The following is a 16680-nucleotide window of genomic DNA, read 5'->3' as shown; positions in this document are numbered from 1 at the left end:
GACCAACATGGAAAGCTTTAGATTTTGCGAATCAGCTGCTCACAGCGCCACAAAGCATCCACTCTTTCTGTGATGGTATCCTTGTCTTCGACTCGCTCCTCAATGCGAAGCGGTTGATCGAAGAATCTCTCCAGGAAGGTCTCCATGAAAGTTCCAATATAGGTCGCCTGGTGATCTATGACCCATTGCACAAGCTCATCTTTTTCTTGCACCCCAGCCCTCTGGATATCCATCCATTCACCATAAAGAAGGGGAAGCTCGATCCAATTTCTTTCTTTATCTCCTTGCCTGACTAGCAAGCCGTCATCGACCAAGTCCACTTCCCACTCGTCATTCGATTGTTGGACGTGATTTTCTTTGTCACTTCTTTGAAAGAAATGCTGAAAATTACTGTTTCTGCCGACATACATATATAATAGATCACTCTTCGCATCCACGATGGGGTCAATACCGATGACTTCGATTCCTTCTTGAAGAAGATTTGATGTCAAATGATATCCAATCCAATGAAAGCAAGGGTTAACGGTCACCATCATAGGCTATCCTCCTCTTCCTTGTCTTCCTACATATTATTCAATGGAAACGTCAATCATGAAGCGATTTCATATTTCCTTTTCCTGTACTCTCTGATAAGATAAGAGTAGATTGTGTAAAAAATGAGGTGAATAATGATGCGGATGATTTGGACAATCATTTGGGCTTTCCTATTGAGCTTCATGTCCGCTTATGTAGTCAGCAACATGGCTGGGAGCAGTTTCGCTTTCTCTCAAGTCATCATTATGACAATTCTTTTCACACTGGCTGCAGTTGTTCTTGGGGAAGGAATTATCAAAGAAGAAGCATAAGCCACACTCAAGCGTTGCTATCCTTCGGGAGGCAACGTTTTTCATTTGGAAAATGATGAAATCCTCCTCTAGCCACAAGGACAAGGTTCCTTTATAATCGTAGAGTGCGTGAACATCATCACAATTGTTCTATCAACACAAATTATAAATATAGATATAAATAGGAATACAGACGGGCAGGAGGAACAAGCATTATGGAACAACTATGGTTAATTATTAAATATTTATTTTTGGGGATCTTTCAAGGATTCACTGAACCGATTCCGATTTCGTCCAGTGGTCATTTGGTCATTGCCCAGGAATTACTAGGAATTAGACTGGAAGGACTTACGTTTGAGGTGCTCGTGAACTTTGGGTCTCTCGTAGCGGTATTAATCATCTACCGTGAAGATCTCATTCGATTGATTCAAAATGGATTCGGATACTTATTCAATCGCAGCCAACGCGATCACCAGCAAAAAGACGATTTTGATTTTATAATCTACCTGATCATTGGAACGATTCCAGCCGGGGTTCTCGGAGTACTGTTGGGAGATGCGATTGAAGGTTTGTCCAACGTTCAAACGGTAGGAATCACCCTGATCATCACAGGAATTGCCCTATGGTTAATTCGTAACCTGAGAGGTCGGAAAGGCGACGGACAATTAACTTGGAAGGATGCCTTGATTGTAGGAATTGGACAAGCGGTCGCACTCATACCGGGAATCAGCCGCTCAGGAGCCACGATTGTTGCGGCCATGTTTTTAGGTATGAAACAAGAAACGGCGCTCCGTTTTTCGTTCTTATTATTTATCCCTGTCAGTCTAGGGACAATGCTTCTATCCATCGAAGATGTGATCAAACATGCAAGTGCTGAGAATGCCTGGTTTGCTTATATCATGGCCTTTGCCGGATCCGTAGTTGCTTCTTATTTCTCGTTAAAATGGTTCATGGGAATCATGGCTCGTGGGAATTTGAAATACTTCGCGTTTTATTGTTTTATCGTCGGTGGACTTGTCGTGCTATTCTTATAAATAGTAAAAGCCAGTACAACTCTAATGGTTGTACTGGCTTTTTTACATGGGAATGGCTTTATAGAGTTATCCCCCACTGTAGTAAAAGCCAGTACAACTCTAATGGTTGTACTGGCTTTTTTACATGGGAATGGCTTTATAGAGTTATCCCCCACTGTAGTAAAAGCCAGTACAACTCTAATGGTTGTACTGGCTTTTTTACATGGGAATGGCTTTATAGAGTTATCCCCCACTGACCGGAGGAATAAAAGCAATCGTATCTCCCTCGGTGATTGTTGTATCCTCAGGAGCAAATTCTTCATTGACTGCCATCATACAATTGTTCACTTGGTCGAGCGAATATTCGGAGCGGACTTTTTCTTTCACTTCTCCTAAAGTCATCCCTGCTGCTGCTAATCTTACTTCATCCGTTCCAATCGCTTCCTTTAATCCCGCAAAAAATAAGAGTGTATTCATTTGATTTCCTCCTTTAACGGAACTCCCGGCCGGACCTCTTTTTGGTCTCCAATCCACTCTTCGCCGTCTTCCCAATGCTCTTTTTTCCAAATGGGAACGATCTCCTTGATCCTTTCTATTGCATAGCGGCTGGCTTCATAAGAGTCGTTCCGATGCGGAGTAGATACGGCAATGATTACAGCAATATCCGTAATCTCAAGACGTCCAATCCGGTGGGCAATGGCTACTTCTGCGCTCGGCCATTGCTGCTCGATTTCTTTGGTGATTTGTTCTAGTTTCTTTTCCGCCATTTCTTTATATGTCTCATATTGTAAGAAAAGTGTCCGTTTGCCCTTCGTGAATTCTCTTACCGTGCCGATAAACGTATTCACGGCACCCGCCTCTCTTCTAATTACCCTTTTTGTTACTTCTTCAATCTCAAGTGGTTCTGTGGTAATCCAACATTGTTGTTCCATTAAGCCCCCTCCTTCGCTAAACGATAGACTTCTGGTAAGCGCTTTCTCCACTCTCTGAGCGATACGGCAGGAAAGGATACCTGATCAACCATGCGCTCATCCCAGCAAATGACTAATTGGATGTTCGTCAACTGTTCAAGCAGAGGCAGATCTTCTTCCCTTTTTATGATGACAGCTTTCGGAAAGTCTTCCTGCTTGTATCCTTCCACAGCAATTAGATCAGGAGAAAAATGCTGATATATGTTCACGAGTTGTGTAAGCGGAAAGTCATCTTCGTGAGATAATTCAAGCTGAAATCTCCGAGGGCTATCCACTCCTGTCATAAAAGCGCCTGATTCATGCAGACGATAACTATCTGTATCAAGGTGCATGACCTTCAGCGGTTCCTCATGGCCATGATGCTTGATCGCAGCTACTTTCTCTCCACGGTCCGTTCCATAGGCAATCAAATCTGAAAGCAATGATGTCTTTCCACTGTTTTTGTAACCGACAATCTGAAAAACCGGCGTTTCGGCCATTCGTCTTCCCTCCTTGGTAATCACTCGCACACGTTTAATAACAATGGGGCTTGGATGATGTGCACTGGACCGCGAACGGAACAGAAAAGGCAACGCTCTTCGCCGGATCTAACTTCCTTTGTTATGTAAAAACCCCTACCGTCGTTCACACGGCAGGGGCACAGCTTCCATAAATCAATCTGGAATTCCAAGAGCTATCTTCGCATAACGGCTCATACGATCTTTGGTCCAAGGTGGATTCCAAACGATATTGACCTTTATTTCATTCAATTCAGGCAAGTCAGCAAGAGATCGTTTGACGTCCTGTTCGATATGACCCGCAAGCGGGCAGCCCATAGCCGTTAAAGTCATTGTTACCGTTGTGTCGCCATTGTCATCTATATCGACGCCATAGACCAAACCTAAGTTGACGATATCAATGCCGAGCTCAGGGTCAATGACATTCTCAAGGGCACCCATTGCATTTTCTTCAAGTGCAGTTGTACTCACATTAGTTCCCCCTTCACAATTCTTCAAACTCTATTATAAACAAAATTTCAAAGAGAATAAAATATTCCCACTGGTTACAATACTAACTCCAACCAATTGACCATTTCGAGCACCGCAAAACGACTGACTTTATGATCACGCCCGACCTCTCTCAAAAAACGAATATTTTCAGGGTTCTTATATTGATCGATGGCTTCATTATAAAAATCATAGGAATGCTCGAACGGAACAACTGGATCCGCATCGCCATGCCAGAAAAACAGTGGACGACCATAAAGTTTATCCATTTGCTTAGAAAGGTCAATTCCTTCAAGTGATCTGTATAGTTCATCAAGGTCTGCTTCTTTCAGAGGGAGTGAAATCCCGGAGTTTTCTACGTCCTGTATGAGCTTTTTGGCAAATTCAACAGGCTTGGGTGATCCCATCATAACAGCAGAAGCTTGAATCCAAGGATACATCGTCAATGCAGCACTCGTCGTAATGCCGCCCATAGACGTTCCGCCGACACCGATGCGTCGATCTTTGATAAGATCCTGGCGATCGAGTTCATCTTTTATATCTTGAAGCTCTTTCAAATTTTGATACACGATATCCCAAAACTTGAAGTTCAGTTCCTGTTTCGGCAGTTCATCATCACGTTCTCCATGATGTGCGCTATCAGGAAGGATGACCCGATACCCCTTTTGAGCAAGGAGATAAGCTTGGGGTAAGTTATGCTCTTTTGCGGAGGTAAACCCATGGAAGTAGATGAACACGGGCAATGGCTCGTCTTGTTTCGTCGAGTCGACAACAGTTAGAGCAGGTATATTCTTATAAGTATTACGGTAAATCCCAATCATTGTTCCTATTTCCTTTCTCCAAAAAACTTTACGTTTTGTTTAAGTTGTGTTTATAAATGGTTTATATAATATTTATCGTAACACTGCCATCTTTAATTGGAAAGTGTTAGGTAGTCACAAGGGAAATTCTTTACAATCCACTGTTCTCCCCGATAAACTATACATACAAATGAGGTGAAGATTATGGAACAACATCTGATTGCTTTAGATTTAGATGGAACATTGTTAACCGATGAGAAAGTCATTAGTGAAAAAACGAAAAATACAGTCCTCCAAGCTATGAAGCAAGGTCATATCGTAGTCATAGCGACTGGAAGACCACACAGGGCGAGCATCGATTATTATCATGAACTCGGCCTCGATACACCTATGGTAAACTTTAACGGAGCACTGATTCACCATCCGAAAGACCACCGCTGGGATGCCATTCACTCTCCTTTAGGTATCCGTACAGCTCATAAAATCATTCACACGTGTCAGGAGCTCGGTGTTAAAAACATTCTTGCTGAAGTGAAAGATGATGTGTATTTAGATCAATATGACGAGGAAATCATGAGTATTTTCCAAACAAAAAACGATCCCATTACAGTCGGGCGTCTTCAATCAAACTTGAAAGAAGACCCTACCTCCATTCTCATCCATCCGGAAGAAGAAAAAATTCAAAGGCTTCGCGATGAACTGGACGATCACGCTTCTCTGATCGATCACCGTAAATGGGGTGCTCCCTGGCATGTCATTGAAATTGTAAGGGCAGGCATGAACAAAGCCGTCGGTCTGGATAAGATCGCCCGTTACTTTCACGTCCCGAATGATCGCATTATCGCCTTCGGAGATGAAGACAATGATTTTGAAATGATTGATTATGCCGGTGTGGGTGTAGCGATGGGAAATGCCATCAATGAACTGAAAGACCTTGCCAATCACGTCACCCATACGAATGAAGAAGATGGAATCGGCGCATTCCTCGATGACTATTTGAAAATAAACAAGCGTGCGATATAAGGTACATTTTTCCTCGCGTAAAAAGAGGCCCTCCTGCCATACTAAGCTTGAACGTGAAAGCGTTCAGGCTTTTTTATGACAGGAGGGTCTTGTCATGGAGCAGCAAAAGAAAACCAATCGTAAACAGGATCGCTGGACAGAAGTTCGAAAATTCGACGAAAGCGAGATGGAGCCGAGAAGGCTTTCAGAAGCGAATCGTAAAGAAATCGAATCTGATCAGCATACGGTAGGAGGGTTTTAACCATGGAGAAAAACCTTTTTGAAAACGCTCGCGATGCGGTCAACCGTTTCACCCAAAAACGTGGGGGCAAACACGACGCGACTAGCCAACATGATATGGAAGCCGCGAAACAAGCGATTCAGTCTGCCTATAGCCAATGTTCTCAAGAAGAGAAACAACAGCTACAGCAGTTTGAACAAGAAGTGGAAGCTCATCACAACAACTTACGATAACCATCGTAGAGGATCAGGTCGTTTAAAACGGCCTGATCTTTTTTCAATTAAAACTCCCGATTGTGGAAGACTTTATTTCGTGATGTTTCTGGGGTTCGTTGCTATTGTTGAGCGTCAGGGGGTGGTTGGGAAGCTACTCGCTTTCCTGTGGGGGAGCGCCGAGCTTCCTCGGACTACGTCCTGCGGGATCTCGCCTATCTCCTTCTCCCACGGGAGTCTCGCAGCTTCCCAACCACCCCTTTCGATATAGGTGAGAAACGATCCCCTATACCAAGTTGAATTGTCTGCTACTATCCCACTGTTAGAAGTATAAAGCGCTCTGTATCAAGCTTTTACGTTCTGTGGAAAGGTCTATATTAACACTTCCCTCAGTCATTCAAGCTGATTTTTCAAGAAATGATTTCGAGAACCTCATATGGCAAAGGGGCGAAGGGGAATGGCGAGACTCCTGCGGGAAGAGAGTGCTTGGTGAGACCCCACAAGGCGTTAGCCTGAGGAGGCTCACCGCGCTCCCGCGGAAAGCGAGTTATTCCCCGAAGCCCCAATCCACTCAACAAAAGCCTCGAAATCAAGTCTTCAACAATCCTGCCATATTGTTGAAGAACTATGAGTAATAATAAGTGTTTTTATTTGAGTGTGGTTGAGGAAGTTATAAACTTGTCTATTCGGGTATATAATGAGTACCCCCTAATGATTTTCTAAATACATCGAAGCGCCCGATTGAGTGCACAATCGGGCGCTTCGATGTGTTTATGGACAAATTTCTTCTAAACTTTTCACTACTTGGAGGTTGGGATAGTCAAACTCCACATCCGTCGGCTGAACAAAAACAGCTTTCATCCCCATATTTAACGCAGGTGCGATCTCATTAAGAAAATTATCTCCTATGGAGACGACTTCTTCAGGGTTCAAATTGTACCGATCCAATATGGCCTGGAAGTGCTCCTCAGTCTTTTGCGGTTTGAATGCTGAAAGAATATGATCATGAAATAACCCGGAGAGGTCGATTCTGTTTAATATATTCTCTACATCATAATCCTCACTGTTCGTTAAGAGAACGAGCAGCTTTTCCTCTTTCCACCTTTCAAGCGCTGCTTTCAGCCCTTTTGTTTTAGACATGAGAAACTCTTCAGTCGTCATGAAATCTTTCGTTTTCACATAACATTCACGGGCTTCTTCAATTCCAACCCCATAGTGCATGGCTACCGCGAAAGGTAACCACCATCCATCTCCGATAGCTATAAGCCGCTCAAAATCGTATTGAAGTGGATGTGCATACGCCTTTCCTACCGCTTCTCTATCCCACAAGTCTCCATACCATGAGGTCACTTTTTCCACTTTATTCGTGAATGGGTCTACGGACACAATCGTATCTTGCTCCATGTCATACACTTTACCGATCGTAAGTAAATGCTCCCCATTTAATATGGCCTGATAATCTTCATCAAAATTCACTTGATCATTTTGACTCACCCGTTCTTTTAAAAGGTCCGCATAGTATTGGAAATGTTCGACATCCTCATACAACGTTCCATCAAGGTCAAAAATTAAACACTCCGCTTTTTCAATCAAGATTTTAACCTCCCACGAAACTTTTCAAATATCTTTGTTGGAGAAAAAGCTTCAGAAAATGATAATGACATGGATATATTTTAATCATTTCATGCTCCTTAAGGATGAATAACCTTTTGGAATGACACCGTCAGAAACCCACCCCCATATCAATCCTTTTCTCTGTTTATTTGATTAGACAATCGAGTGTCACAGGGGGTTTCTTTTCCATCCTCATCTTCTCCTTATCACCCTTAAACCATTCCGGAGTACTATAAAGAGAGGAGGAATGAACATGAGCAGTAAGAACAACCACACCCTAATCGGTTCTTGGATCGTTGCGGCGGGGACCGTGGCTTCAGCCATAAATGCTTCGATCAATGCTAATACAGGTGACGATGATGAGGGTCTTAATCTCATCGGGAATACATTGCAGGCAACTGGAAATGGAGTCGTTGCCAGTGATTCAGGATCCATCCTCTCTGCGTCAGGGAATATCATTCAGGCAGCAGGAAACTCTACGATCATTTACAGTATTCTAGCGGACTTAGAAAGAAGAGACGATCTGAACCTTGTGATAAAAGGAAATCTGTTACAAGCCTTAGGCGGGCTTATTGGATTCTCTGAAACATACGAAGCGGATCCTACTTTGGAGTATGCTTACAAATTAAACGGAGAATTATTAGAAGTCGTTGGGAACTCTATCCAGGCTATTGCAGCACGACGTGAATTGGAAGGAATGGAGGCCAGCCATTTTTCTGCCCTCGGAAGCTGGATTCAAGCGATCGGGGCCATTATTGTAGCCCTTACCATCACTAACCAGGAATGGAGGAGAGCATAAAATACATAAAGGCCGGGAGCATTCCCGACCTTCTACTCGAATCTGTAATACGATTTTTTTAATGTGAATGCATATAGGACATGCCCGATCAGCCAGAATAAAATCGCTGTCCCATCTGTTAAAGCAGGGGTTTCTTTAATGGCGAGAATCGTCAACGGTACATAGGTGGTGGCAGCAAAGGCAGTGAGGAGAATGGCAAGGCCCCACCGGTTCCGATTGGTTTCCTTCAACTTACGCATAAAGGCATAACTATATAGGATACCGATGATCCAGGAAATGATCATGTGGAAAAGCCACTCCATCAAAACAGGCCAATCGATGTCACCGATAACAGGGATAAAGTCCACATTCATAAGCAATGTGTACACTTTCTTCCCTGTTATTTTCTCTACAAACCACATATACAACCCAAGAACAATTCCTGATGTTGTCCCTATAAAGATTCCCCATCGAAACATAAGCATCCTCCAAGGTTTTAGTAAGCTTCCTGTTTCCTAAGTTCCCTTAATAGCATCTCTAAAACCTGCCTGAGCTCTCGATAATCCCCTTCGAGCATACGGAAGTAAAGAGCCCTCATAAAGTGCTTGCTGTTATTGATGATGATATCCTCATTCGGGTTCTGCCAGCTGTCACGAATATAGAGCAATGTTTCCAGCCATTCGACCCGCTCTGCATGACTGATTTTACCGAACATTTTCATAACCGCTGTCACCATCCGCTCCTCTTCATCAAAGAGATAAGGATGATCAATCATAAACTGCTCTCTGATTACAGGCAGCATCTCCAGGATTTCTTCTTTTGTAATTTCTTCACATGCAGCGACACTGTAGATCGCATCAGCCGCATGGGCCATCGCATGAGCCCATCCTTTATCTTTCACATACCCGCGGTGGTCTTTTTCTTGCTGCATATATTTTTTCAAGTGATCCCAAACACGGTGGACTTCTTCTTCCTTCAAAAATGGGGAATGTCTGTGCTTTTCCATGATGGGCGGGATCAGCAATACAGAAAAACTGCGTTTAAACACAGCATCCTCTTCTTTCTTCGAAGTTCCAATTCTGTAGAATAAATAGTTTTTATTCAACACAGACTGCAGAATATTCTTTAACTGTTCATTTGAATAATGGCCACGTTCAATAAACCTCGTAAATATGTTATGGATCAAATCATCTCGCAATACAGGATGGACAGATCCGATTTTTTGTAGCATCATAGTGGTGAGCTCTTGTAAGTTCTGACCTTCAGGTAGCGTGTAATCATTATCTTTAATCGGCTGCAACACTTCGATCAATCTTGATTCCATTGCACACACCTCCTAAACATTGTTCTCATTGTACCACAGTTGCAGGGCAATCATATATGCATGAGGTTCAGAGTTTTGAAGGTTATTATTTTTTGATAAAATAAGAAGAGACGTAACAGAGGAGGATACTATTATGGCAATTCAAGTACAGGAAACACCAAACCCTAATGCACGCAAATTCACGACTGAGTCTATGATATTCCAAGGGGACGGCAGCGTGTCTGTCATGCCTGGTCAAACCAGCGAGCACAAAATCATGAATGATTTGATGGAACTGGACGGCGTCGATAACGTTTTCGGCTTCCAAAACTTCATCACAGTCAATAAGCTCCCTCAGGCTGACTGGGACGAGTTGACTCCTAAAGTGATGAGTACACTAGAAGAATACGGCTATTAAAAAAAATCCGCCATGATGGCGGATTTTTTTATTCTTCCGGCTGGAAGTTCTCTAATGGGATGTAATTCACATTCGTCGGACTTCCATCTTCTGCACTTTCTTCAAACAATGTAAGGGTCAGTGTCCCAAACATCGGCAGATCTTCTTCAGGAATATCAATCTCAAGCTCGAATGTCGACCATGTCGGGGCACCTTCATCGACCTGGAAGGCTGTTGGTTCTACTTGCACATTATGACCGTCTTCGACACTGTACATGAAGTTTCCTTCAAAGACACGTGCCTCTCCCTTAACGACATAGGAACCTTTTTCTCCTGTGACGGTTATATCACGGAAAGCCTGGCCATCTCCATCATGTTGAGAGGTTGGTGCTTCTTTTTCAGAATCTTCTTCTGCTGACTCTTCTTCCTTCTCTGTGTTCTCCTCAATCGTAAAGCTTTGAGTCACTTGGAAAGGATTCGCTTCCAATGGCTGGTCATTGATTGTATTCACAAGAAACGTCATCGTCGCTTCATAATTTCCAGGTTTTTCGATTCCCGTCCACGTTTCTTTCACATCAAAGACATCCCCTTTCGCCAATTCCTCTGTCGTCAATTCTTGGGTGAACATTTTATCAGCAGAGAAGGTGTAAACACTCTCTCCTGCTTCATTCTTGACCTGCACTTCATACTTTTGACTGGAGGTAAATCCAAGCGTGACCGGCTCTTCCCCTGCATTTTCCAAAGAAAAGTTGAAGGTTGCCGTGTCTGCTGTCGTGTCCACTGTTGCGTCCATGGCTATTTTTTCAATAAGACCTTCCATATCGACTTCTGGTTCTTGTTCAGATGGTTCTTCCGTCATCTGATCCTCCTTTTCTTCTCCACTCGCTTCATTTTCGGTTTCATTTCCACATGCTGCTAACGAAAGCACCATGGCTCCTAACAGAATGGCCAAAAACTTTTTCATGACCCCACTCCTCTATTTTTTTCTATTTAATATATGAGTCGTATGTTTATGGAAAAGGTTACACTATTAGTCATCTTTTCTGAAGAAACCGAAAATACCAGTCGTTTGGACAATGTTCGTGAACGCTTGAGGATCCACTTCCTGAATAATATGCTGCAAATCATAGAGTTCATATCTTGTTATAACCATGACAAGCATATTTTTATCCTGCTGCGTAAAAGCTCCTCTCGCTGGCAATGTGGTAATTCCACGTACCATGTGACCATGTATGGCTTTTTCTAAATCGGCTGCTTTCGATGTAATGATCATCGCCGTCAGTTTCTCGTGACGTGTATGGACCGCATCAATGACCCTTGTAGTCACGTATAAAGTCAGTAAAGTGTAGAGCGCATTCTCAGGCTCGTACAATAACCCTGCAATTGCAATAATCGCACTATTAAGTATAAGAAAATAAATGCCGATCGGGCGGTCTTTCATCCGGGACAGAACCATCGCTACAATATCGAGACCACCGGTGGAAGCACCCCACTTCAAGGTAATCCCAACACCCATTCCGCCTATAACTCCACCAAACACAGCATTAAGGATAATATCTCCCGATAACTGTTGAACAGGAATCAATTCTAGAAATAACGTGGTAAAAGCGACCGATATCGCACTGTAGACCGTAAAACCTCTTCCTACTTTCAGCCAACCAAGAATGGCAACCGGAATGTTAAGTAAGAATAGTAGGATACCTGTACTGACCGGTATACCGGCAAAGTCATTCAAAATACTTGTGAGCAACTGGGCAACCCCTGTAAACCCACTCGCATAAACATTGGCTTCAATCAAGAATAAATTCAGTGATACCGCATTCAACACGGCGCCGAACAGAACAATCAATATACGTTTTATTTCAACTGTGAACAATAGCGAACCTCCTTGCCTAAATTCATCTATTCATTTTTATCACCGTAGTAGAGTAAAATCAAGATAATTTTGGTAGAATCATGTAAAGTTTTGTCGGATGGTTTGCAAAAAGTATATTTTGACTATCTCACGGTTTGTGCCTAAACTAAAAGTACATCCTAAAAAATAGAAGGTGACGCGTATGCATGTACAAGTATTGTGTGATTCTGCAAGTGATTTGAACCAAGAAATGTTCGAGCAGTTTTCTGTCCAATCCCTTCCTTTAAAAGTCATCATTAACGAAGAAGAATATGAAGACGGCATCGACATCGCTCCAAAAGAAGTCTACGATCGGATGCGGAATGGGGAGGCACCTAAAACGGCGCAAGTATCCCCTCAAGCTTTTCGAGAAACGTTCGCTACTTTAGCTGAAAAAGGGCAGCCTTTCATTTATTTCGCTTTCTCTTCCGAACTATCAGGTACATACCAAACGGCAAAGATGATTGAACAAGAAGTAAAAGAAGAATATGAGGACGCCCAATTTGATGTGATCGATACAAAAGCCGCTTCCCTTGGCTACGGACTGATTGTTCTTAGAGCTGCAGAATTGGCAAAGGAGGGCGCTTCTTACAATGAAGTGCTTGAAATTGGACAATACCACTCCACTCATATGGAACACATCTTCACAGTCGATGACCTGGAGTACTTACAGCGCGGTGGCCGTGTAAGCCGAACGGCCGCATTTGTTGGCGGGTTGCTGAAAATCAAACCCCTATTGCATATGGAGGAAGGAAAACTCATTCCTCTTGAAAAAATCCGCGGTTCAAAAAAAGTATTGAAACGTATGCTCGAAGTCATGGATGAACGTGGAGCAGACTTTCAAAACCAACGGATGGCCATCAGCCACGGCGACGACCTGGAAAGAGCCAAACAGCTCGCTGAAATGATCAAAGAAACCTATGGGACAAAAGAAATTCACATTGATTATGTGGGAGCAACCATTGGAGCCCATGCCGGACCAGGCACCATTGCCCTATTTTTCTTGAATGACACTTATAAATAAACATTCCCAAATACATGTAACCCTACTCCCTTAATTACGACTAATGAGTTAAGTGCGGAAGTGTCCTGGTAGACACGACAAGCATAAGTCAGGCCACGTCGTGGCGATTTTTGCCACAGAGTGGAATGACTTATGTCTCGAGTGTCTGGACACTGAAGCCGGATAACTAAAGGCGCAGGGAGGTTGGAATTGCTCTTTCTATGGAGAGCGATCCTCCTCCTGGCTTGCTAAGTCTAATTTAGGGGGTCTTTTTATGTACAGAAAAAGAATAACGATCTTACTTATTTTCACCCTCATCATGCTGCTCGCCGCGTGCAGCGGAGAAGACAGCAGCGAAGAAATCACAAGTGAAGAATCCACAAGTGAAAGTAATGTTGACAGTGCTAATGACTCGATGAACACAGAGACAGAAGATGCATCGAAAAGTGGACTATCGGAAGCAACAGAAAACGAAACGGAGCAGACGCAAGCTCAGCAAGAAAGAATGATGATCTACGAAGCACACATCGATCTTGAAACCAAAGATTTTGACAAGTTCCAACAAAATCTCCAATCACAAATGAGTGAACATGAAGCTTATATGGTGGAGACCAATGTTCAAAGGACCGAACGAGGAAACAGGCAAGGTCATATTCGAATCCGTGTCCCTCAATCGAATTTCCAAAGTTTGTTAAGTGGCTTTGAGACCATATCAGACCAAATCAAATCCAGGAATATCAATAGTAGAGACGTGACCAAGAATTACGTGGACCTTGAATCCAGGTTGAAAGCAAAGGAAGAAATCGAAGCAAGACTTCTAAGTTTTTTGGAAGAAGCCAGCGCCACGGAAGACTTAGTGAAAATATCCCAGGATCTTGAACGCGTACAATCAGACATTGAATCTCTTAAAGGCGAGATGAACTATTTAGAAAATCAAAGTGACTTTTCCACCATAACCATTTCCTTTACTGAAACCAAGGTCCTCGTCGGTGGGGTCGATCAACAAGATTTGAACACATGGGATCGAACGAAACAAGCCTTTTTCAACAGCATCAATGGAATAGCAAATGTCGCTTCCTGGTTGTTCGTAGCAGCAGTCGGTTACTCACCAGTCCTTGTTCCGGTGCTAATCGTTATCGCCCTATGGATGTGGCGTCGCAAGAAAAAAAAGAACAGATCTGATGACGAATAAATGCATTCCCCATGGTGTCTGATTGGGTCAGAGGACGTTGAACGGGAGATAAAGGACATTAAACTAGAGTTAGGGGACATAAAACAGTAGAAAGAGGACATTCACCCGTAAGAAGACCACCAAACAGAAAAACAGGCCCGGGTCCGGGCCTGTTTTTTGTTAACCTTTATTCTCCTTACGATTCTTCAAACTAATCGCCGTGACCGCTATGACAAACAAAGAGAGTACACCACCGACAAATCCTATAAACAACCAGTTGTAGCCGCTATTGGGCTCTACAATAAAGACATCGGCTGTTTCACGTTCCATACCAAGGCGGTAGGAGCCATCGTTTTGCTGACGGACAAGGCCATCGTGAAGCAAGCCTCTCAACTGATGATCATCCTCCAGCCCTTCCAAGGTCATTGTTCGGGTCTCTTCCGCATTATTGATTGCAATAATCATCTCATTATCCTCATACGTGCGTTTGAAAACGGCAAGCCCGTCCTCGTTGTACAGTTCACGATAATCCCCTCTGGTGAGGGCTGGAAACTGTTCTCTCATCGAAGTCAGTTTTTCGATCCGTTTTTTCTGCTTTTCATCCCCGGCCTTAAAATTCATCATTGGGAGGTTTTGCGGATCTCCCCCATCATCTAATGGGGTTTCCGTTCCGTAGTAAACGACTGGGACTCCCGGGGCCGTAAAAACATACGTTAAAGCCAGCTGCCACCTTGTGATGGGGTTTTGTCCTTCTACAACAGCTTCATGTGTAAAACGGGACACATCGTAAAAATCCAGCTGGTGGGGCTTTGTAAGATCCTCTTCTGTTAACAGATCGTTTAAAGAGTTTCCTGCTTGATTAAAAGCTTCCCTTGTCACAGTTCTGAACGTGTGATCCTCTTTAATAGACGAGGTGTACATGATTAACGGATTATTCTGTAAAGTTGTTTCACTTAAATCCGAACCATTCGTAATGATTCTGAAACCATCCACCCCTGTTTTTTCTTTCCAAAAATCCATGGTTTCCTGGAAGTAAGTGCCTACCCCTTCCTGATTCACATCAACTTGAAGCAATTGATTAAACCACGGATGCTCGCTGGATACCTCTTCTCCTGTCAACCACTCAGACTTTGCATCATTCTCTGCCCAGGGATGGTTTTCAGATACAAATCCTATAGGAAGATCAAATATCACTTTTATATCGCGGGCATGAGCTTCTTCCACAACTTGCCTCGCTTCTTCCATCGTCCCGAAATGTTCCTCAACATTACGGAAGTCTGAAACATGGAAACCGTGGTAGCTATCTCCATCATTCTGCATGATCGGGGAAAGTTGAATAGTAGTAAAACCCAATTCTTTTATGTAATCCAACTGATCGACAATCCCTGATAGATCACCGCCATGATAAGCATCGGAATCTTCCAAATCTACACCCTCATTGTTGTTCATGTCTCCGTTCATAAATCGATCAACAACAATATAATAAACGCTTTCATCCTGCCATTGCCTCTCTTCGCTTTCTTGAGACTCTGCCACCATAGGCAACCCTAGCAAAAACGGGAGGCATGCCAACAGCATTATTGTTCTTTTCATCTTCTGTGTCCCCCTTACAGATGTCATACCTCATTCTAGAGTAGCCCTTCCTACCTTCCTCCGTCAATCTCCTGCTCAATTCTCCAAGAAATTGACACAGGTCTCCCTCTCTCCATTAAAAAAACAGACCCACGAAAGGTCTGTAGGAAGCAGATTCAAATTCCAAATATAATAACTAAACATAAGCTCCCGATTGTGGAAGACTCAGTTTCGAGATGTTTCCGGGCTTCGTTTGCCATAATTGGGAGTCAGGGGTGGTTGGGAAGATACTCGCTTTCCTGTGGGGATGACGGCAAGCCTCCTCGTGCTTCGCTCTGCGGGGTCTCGCCAGCCAATCTATTCCCACGGGAGTCTCGCAGCTTCCCAACCACCCCATTCGATGTATGTGAGAAACGAAACCCTCTATCATGATGGGACGTCTTACTCCCCAATCAGAATTTGGTGAAAAGCGCTTTACATCAAGCTTTCACCATCGGAATGATCAATGGGGGAAGCTTTAATTTATCTACTTCGATTGAGCATACAAGCAGAGATTATGAGAAGTGGTTTCGAGAGACCACACATGGTAAAGGGGCGGAGGGGAATGGCGAGACTCCTACCTTAAGTGTGGAGGCGCCTTGGTCAGCGGCGTATGGACTGGACTGAGCTGGCGGAGATAAAGGAAACACGAAGAACGGAGTGATTCGATGTTGACTTATCGTACAGAAGCGAGGGAAGTCTCACTAGCCGCTAGGCGCCGGAACCGGATATATAAGAGGAAAAAAGTGCAGGGTGAGACCCCACAGAGCGAAGCTCGAGGAGGCTCACCGCGCTCCCGCGGAAAGCGACTCATTCCCCGCAGCCCTACCCACTCAACAAAAGTCTCGAAACTGAGTCTT

At 43.6% G+C, this 16680-nt stretch carries 21 protein-coding genes; 9 read left to right on the top strand and 12 right to left on the bottom strand.

From position 1 onward, the window contains the following. Positions 1 to 17: 17 nt before the first annotated feature. Positions 18 to 536: a hypothetical protein gene (locus tag ACJA3J_RS06585; RefSeq protein WP_406945821.1), complete on the bottom strand. Its 519-nt coding sequence runs from the start codon at positions 534 to 536 to the stop codon at positions 18 to 20. Between the two features lie 132 nt (positions 537 to 668). On the opposite strand from ACJA3J_RS06585, the gene ACJA3J_RS06580 reads away from it, so the two are divergent. Both ACJA3J_RS06580 and ACJA3J_RS06575 read left to right on the top strand, forming a co-directional pair. Further along, positions 669 to 845, top strand: a complete 177-nt coding sequence (locus ACJA3J_RS06580) for a YjzD family protein (RefSeq protein WP_237417175.1) — start codon at positions 669 to 671, stop codon at positions 843 to 845. Positions 846 to 1039: 194 nt separating this feature from the next. Continuing rightward, positions 1040 to 1858: an undecaprenyl-diphosphate phosphatase gene (locus ACJA3J_RS06575; protein WP_406945820.1), complete on the top strand. Its 819-nt coding sequence runs from the start codon at positions 1040 to 1042 to the stop codon at positions 1856 to 1858. Between the two features lie 222 nt (positions 1859 to 2080). Here the strand turns inward: ACJA3J_RS06575 and moaD are convergent, their stop codons facing one another. The 5 genes from moaD to ACJA3J_RS06550 all read right to left on the bottom strand — a co-directional run bounded on the left by moaD (position 2081) and on the right by ACJA3J_RS06550 (position 4615). Continuing rightward, on the bottom strand, positions 2081 to 2314 hold the full coding sequence (gene moaD / locus ACJA3J_RS06570; protein WP_089654271.1) for a molybdopterin converting factor subunit 1: 234 nt from the start codon (positions 2312 to 2314) through the stop codon (positions 2081 to 2083). Beyond that, on the bottom strand, positions 2311 to 2769 hold the full coding sequence (locus ACJA3J_RS06565) for a molybdenum cofactor biosynthesis protein MoaE (RefSeq protein WP_089654270.1): 459 nt from the start codon (positions 2767 to 2769) through the stop codon (positions 2311 to 2313). The genes moaD and ACJA3J_RS06565 overlap by 4 nt, the downstream gene beginning before the upstream one ends. Continuing rightward, the gene (gene mobB, locus ACJA3J_RS06560) at positions 2769 to 3287 is read right to left on the bottom strand and encodes a molybdopterin-guanine dinucleotide biosynthesis protein B (protein WP_089654269.1); all 519 of its coding nucleotides are present in this window, start codon (positions 3285 to 3287) and stop codon (positions 2769 to 2771) included. Before mobB ends, ACJA3J_RS06565 begins: the two co-directional genes overlap by 1 nt. Before the next feature lie 174 nt (positions 3288 to 3461). Continuing rightward, complete coding sequence (locus ACJA3J_RS06555) at positions 3462 to 3746, bottom strand: metal-sulfur cluster assembly factor (RefSeq protein ID WP_089654274.1); 285 nt, start codon at positions 3744 to 3746, stop codon at positions 3462 to 3464. 104 nt (positions 3747 to 3850) lie between these two features. Continuing rightward, on the bottom strand, positions 3851 to 4615 hold the full coding sequence (locus ACJA3J_RS06550; protein WP_115893806.1) for an alpha/beta fold hydrolase: 765 nt from the start codon (positions 4613 to 4615) through the stop codon (positions 3851 to 3853). 183 nt (positions 4616 to 4798) lie between these two features. On the opposite strand from ACJA3J_RS06550, the gene ACJA3J_RS06545 reads away from it, so the two are divergent. The 3 genes from ACJA3J_RS06545 (at position 4799) to ACJA3J_RS06535 (ending at position 6070) form a co-directional block, all read left to right on the top strand. After that, positions 4799 to 5617 (top strand): Cof-type HAD-IIB family hydrolase, encoded by an 819-nt coding sequence (locus ACJA3J_RS06545; RefSeq protein ID WP_181898588.1) that lies wholly within the window; start codon positions 4799 to 4801, stop codon positions 5615 to 5617. Positions 5618 to 5711: 94 nt separating this feature from the next. Continuing rightward, positions 5712 to 5858, top strand: a complete 147-nt coding sequence (locus ACJA3J_RS06540) for a hypothetical protein (RefSeq protein WP_167356111.1) — start codon at positions 5712 to 5714, stop codon at positions 5856 to 5858. A 2-nt stretch (positions 5859 to 5860) separates the two neighbouring features. Next, positions 5861 to 6070, top strand: coding sequence for a DUF3813 domain-containing protein (locus ACJA3J_RS06535; protein WP_089654266.1), 210 nt, complete (start codon positions 5861 to 5863; stop codon positions 6068 to 6070). A gap of 750 nt (positions 6071 to 6820) precedes the next feature. On the opposite strand, the gene ACJA3J_RS06530 is transcribed toward ACJA3J_RS06535, so the two are convergent. Then, positions 6821 to 7642, bottom strand: a complete 822-nt coding sequence (locus ACJA3J_RS06530; protein ID WP_167356110.1) for an HAD family hydrolase — start codon at positions 7640 to 7642, stop codon at positions 6821 to 6823. A gap of 274 nt (positions 7643 to 7916) precedes the next feature. On the opposite strand from ACJA3J_RS06530, the gene ACJA3J_RS06525 reads away from it, so the two are divergent. Further along, entirely contained in the window at positions 7917 to 8462 is a 546-nt protein-coding gene (locus ACJA3J_RS06525; RefSeq protein WP_089654264.1) for a DUF6944 family repetitive protein, read from the top strand. Positions 8463 to 8494: 32 nt separating this feature from the next. Here ACJA3J_RS06525 and ACJA3J_RS06520 read toward each other — a convergent pair whose 3' ends face one another. Then, entirely contained in the window at positions 8495 to 8920 is a 426-nt protein-coding gene (locus ACJA3J_RS06520) for a hypothetical protein (protein ID WP_089654263.1), read from the bottom strand. A gap of 17 nt (positions 8921 to 8937) precedes the next feature. Continuing rightward, positions 8938 to 9765, bottom strand: coding sequence for a DUF2785 domain-containing protein (locus ACJA3J_RS06515; protein ID WP_089654262.1), 828 nt, complete (start codon positions 9763 to 9765; stop codon positions 8938 to 8940). A gap of 133 nt (positions 9766 to 9898) precedes the next feature. Between ACJA3J_RS06515 and ACJA3J_RS06510 the strand changes: the two genes are divergently transcribed. Then, the gene (locus ACJA3J_RS06510; protein ID WP_089654261.1) at positions 9899 to 10162 is read left to right on the top strand and encodes a NifU N-terminal domain-containing protein; all 264 of its coding nucleotides are present in this window, start codon (positions 9899 to 9901) and stop codon (positions 10160 to 10162) included. A gap of 28 nt (positions 10163 to 10190) precedes the next feature. Here the strand turns inward: ACJA3J_RS06510 and ACJA3J_RS06505 are convergent, their stop codons facing one another. Then, positions 10191 to 11105: a BsuPI-related putative proteinase inhibitor gene (locus tag ACJA3J_RS06505; RefSeq protein ID WP_089654260.1), complete on the bottom strand. Its 915-nt coding sequence runs from the start codon at positions 11103 to 11105 to the stop codon at positions 10191 to 10193. A 66-nt stretch (positions 11106 to 11171) separates the two neighbouring features. After that, entirely contained in the window at positions 11172 to 12017 is an 846-nt protein-coding gene (locus ACJA3J_RS06500; protein ID WP_089654259.1) for a YitT family protein, read from the bottom strand. 181 nt (positions 12018 to 12198) lie between these two features. Here ACJA3J_RS06500 and ACJA3J_RS06495 point away from each other — a divergent pair, with 181 nt between their 5' ends. After that, a complete protein-coding gene (locus ACJA3J_RS06495; protein WP_089654258.1) occupies positions 12199 to 13059 on the top strand; it encodes a DegV family protein in 861 nt (286 codons plus the stop codon). 253 nt (positions 13060 to 13312) lie between these two features. Continuing rightward, a complete protein-coding gene (locus tag ACJA3J_RS06490) occupies positions 13313 to 14230 on the top strand; it encodes a DUF4349 domain-containing protein (RefSeq protein WP_089654257.1) in 918 nt (305 codons plus the stop codon). A 159-nt stretch (positions 14231 to 14389) separates the two neighbouring features. Here the strand turns inward: ACJA3J_RS06490 and ACJA3J_RS06485 are convergent, their stop codons facing one another. Then, positions 14390 to 15802, bottom strand: a complete 1413-nt coding sequence (locus ACJA3J_RS06485; RefSeq protein ID WP_167356109.1) for an alpha-amylase family glycosyl hydrolase — start codon at positions 15800 to 15802, stop codon at positions 14390 to 14392. Positions 15803 to 16680 lie beyond the last annotated feature (878 nt).

Origin of the sequence: Halobacillus sp. SY10 (genome assembly GCF_045401165.1) — a bacterium.
Classification (GTDB): Bacteria; Bacillota; Bacilli; order Bacillales; family Halobacillaceae; genus Halobacillus; species Halobacillus aidingensis.
The sequence above is the reverse complement of the archived record's forward strand: the minus strand, read 5'-3'. Positions and strand labels throughout refer to the sequence as shown.

What these genes read in the sequence shown, in the direction of transcription:
- ACJA3J_RS06565 (WP_089654270.1), bottom strand. Translation starts at nt 2,769, where the DNA reads ATGGAACAACAATGTTGGATTACCACAGAACCACTTGAGATTGAAGAA.
- ACJA3J_RS06585 (WP_406945821.1), bottom strand. Translation starts at nt 536, where the DNA reads ATGATGGTGACCGTTAACCCTTGCTTTCATTGGATTGGATATCATTTG.
- ACJA3J_RS06505 (WP_089654260.1), bottom strand. Translation starts at nt 11,105, where the DNA reads ATGAAAAAGTTTTTGGCCATTCTGTTAGGAGCCATGGTGCTTTCGTTA.
- ACJA3J_RS06510 (WP_089654261.1), top strand. Translation starts at nt 9,899, where the DNA reads ATGGCAATTCAAGTACAGGAAACACCAAACCCTAATGCACGCAAATTC.
- ACJA3J_RS06575 (WP_406945820.1), top strand. Translation starts at nt 1,040, where the DNA reads ATGGAACAACTATGGTTAATTATTAAATATTTATTTTTGGGGATCTTT.
- ACJA3J_RS06520 (WP_089654263.1), bottom strand. Translation starts at nt 8,920, where the DNA reads ATGTTTCGATGGGGAATCTTTATAGGGACAACATCAGGAATTGTTCTT.
- ACJA3J_RS06550 (WP_115893806.1), bottom strand. Translation starts at nt 4,615, where the DNA reads ATGATTGGGATTTACCGTAATACTTATAAGAATATACCTGCTCTAACT.
- ACJA3J_RS06525 (WP_089654264.1), top strand. Translation starts at nt 7,917, where the DNA reads ATGAGCAGTAAGAACAACCACACCCTAATCGGTTCTTGGATCGTTGCG.
- ACJA3J_RS06485 (WP_167356109.1), bottom strand. Translation starts at nt 15,802, where the DNA reads ATGAAAAGAACAATAATGCTGTTGGCATGCCTCCCGTTTTTGCTAGGG.
- mobB (WP_089654269.1), bottom strand. Translation starts at nt 3,287, where the DNA reads ATGGCCGAAACGCCGGTTTTTCAGATTGTCGGTTACAAAAACAGTGGA.
- ACJA3J_RS06490 (WP_089654257.1), top strand. Translation starts at nt 13,313, where the DNA reads ATGTACAGAAAAAGAATAACGATCTTACTTATTTTCACCCTCATCATG.
- moaD (WP_089654271.1), bottom strand. Translation starts at nt 2,314, where the DNA reads ATGAATACACTCTTATTTTTTGCGGGATTAAAGGAAGCGATTGGAACG.
- ACJA3J_RS06515 (WP_089654262.1), bottom strand. Translation starts at nt 9,765, where the DNA reads ATGGAATCAAGATTGATCGAAGTGTTGCAGCCGATTAAAGATAATGAT.
- ACJA3J_RS06545 (WP_181898588.1), top strand. Translation starts at nt 4,799, where the DNA reads ATGGAACAACATCTGATTGCTTTAGATTTAGATGGAACATTGTTAACC.
- ACJA3J_RS06540 (WP_167356111.1), top strand. Translation starts at nt 5,712, where the DNA reads ATGGAGCAGCAAAAGAAAACCAATCGTAAACAGGATCGCTGGACAGAA.
- ACJA3J_RS06495 (WP_089654258.1), top strand. Translation starts at nt 12,199, where the DNA reads ATGCATGTACAAGTATTGTGTGATTCTGCAAGTGATTTGAACCAAGAA.
- ACJA3J_RS06580 (WP_237417175.1), top strand. Translation starts at nt 669, where the DNA reads ATGATGCGGATGATTTGGACAATCATTTGGGCTTTCCTATTGAGCTTC.
- ACJA3J_RS06555 (WP_089654274.1), bottom strand. Translation starts at nt 3,746, where the DNA reads ATGGGTGCCCTTGAGAATGTCATTGACCCTGAGCTCGGCATTGATATC.
- ACJA3J_RS06535 (WP_089654266.1), top strand. Translation starts at nt 5,861, where the DNA reads ATGGAGAAAAACCTTTTTGAAAACGCTCGCGATGCGGTCAACCGTTTC.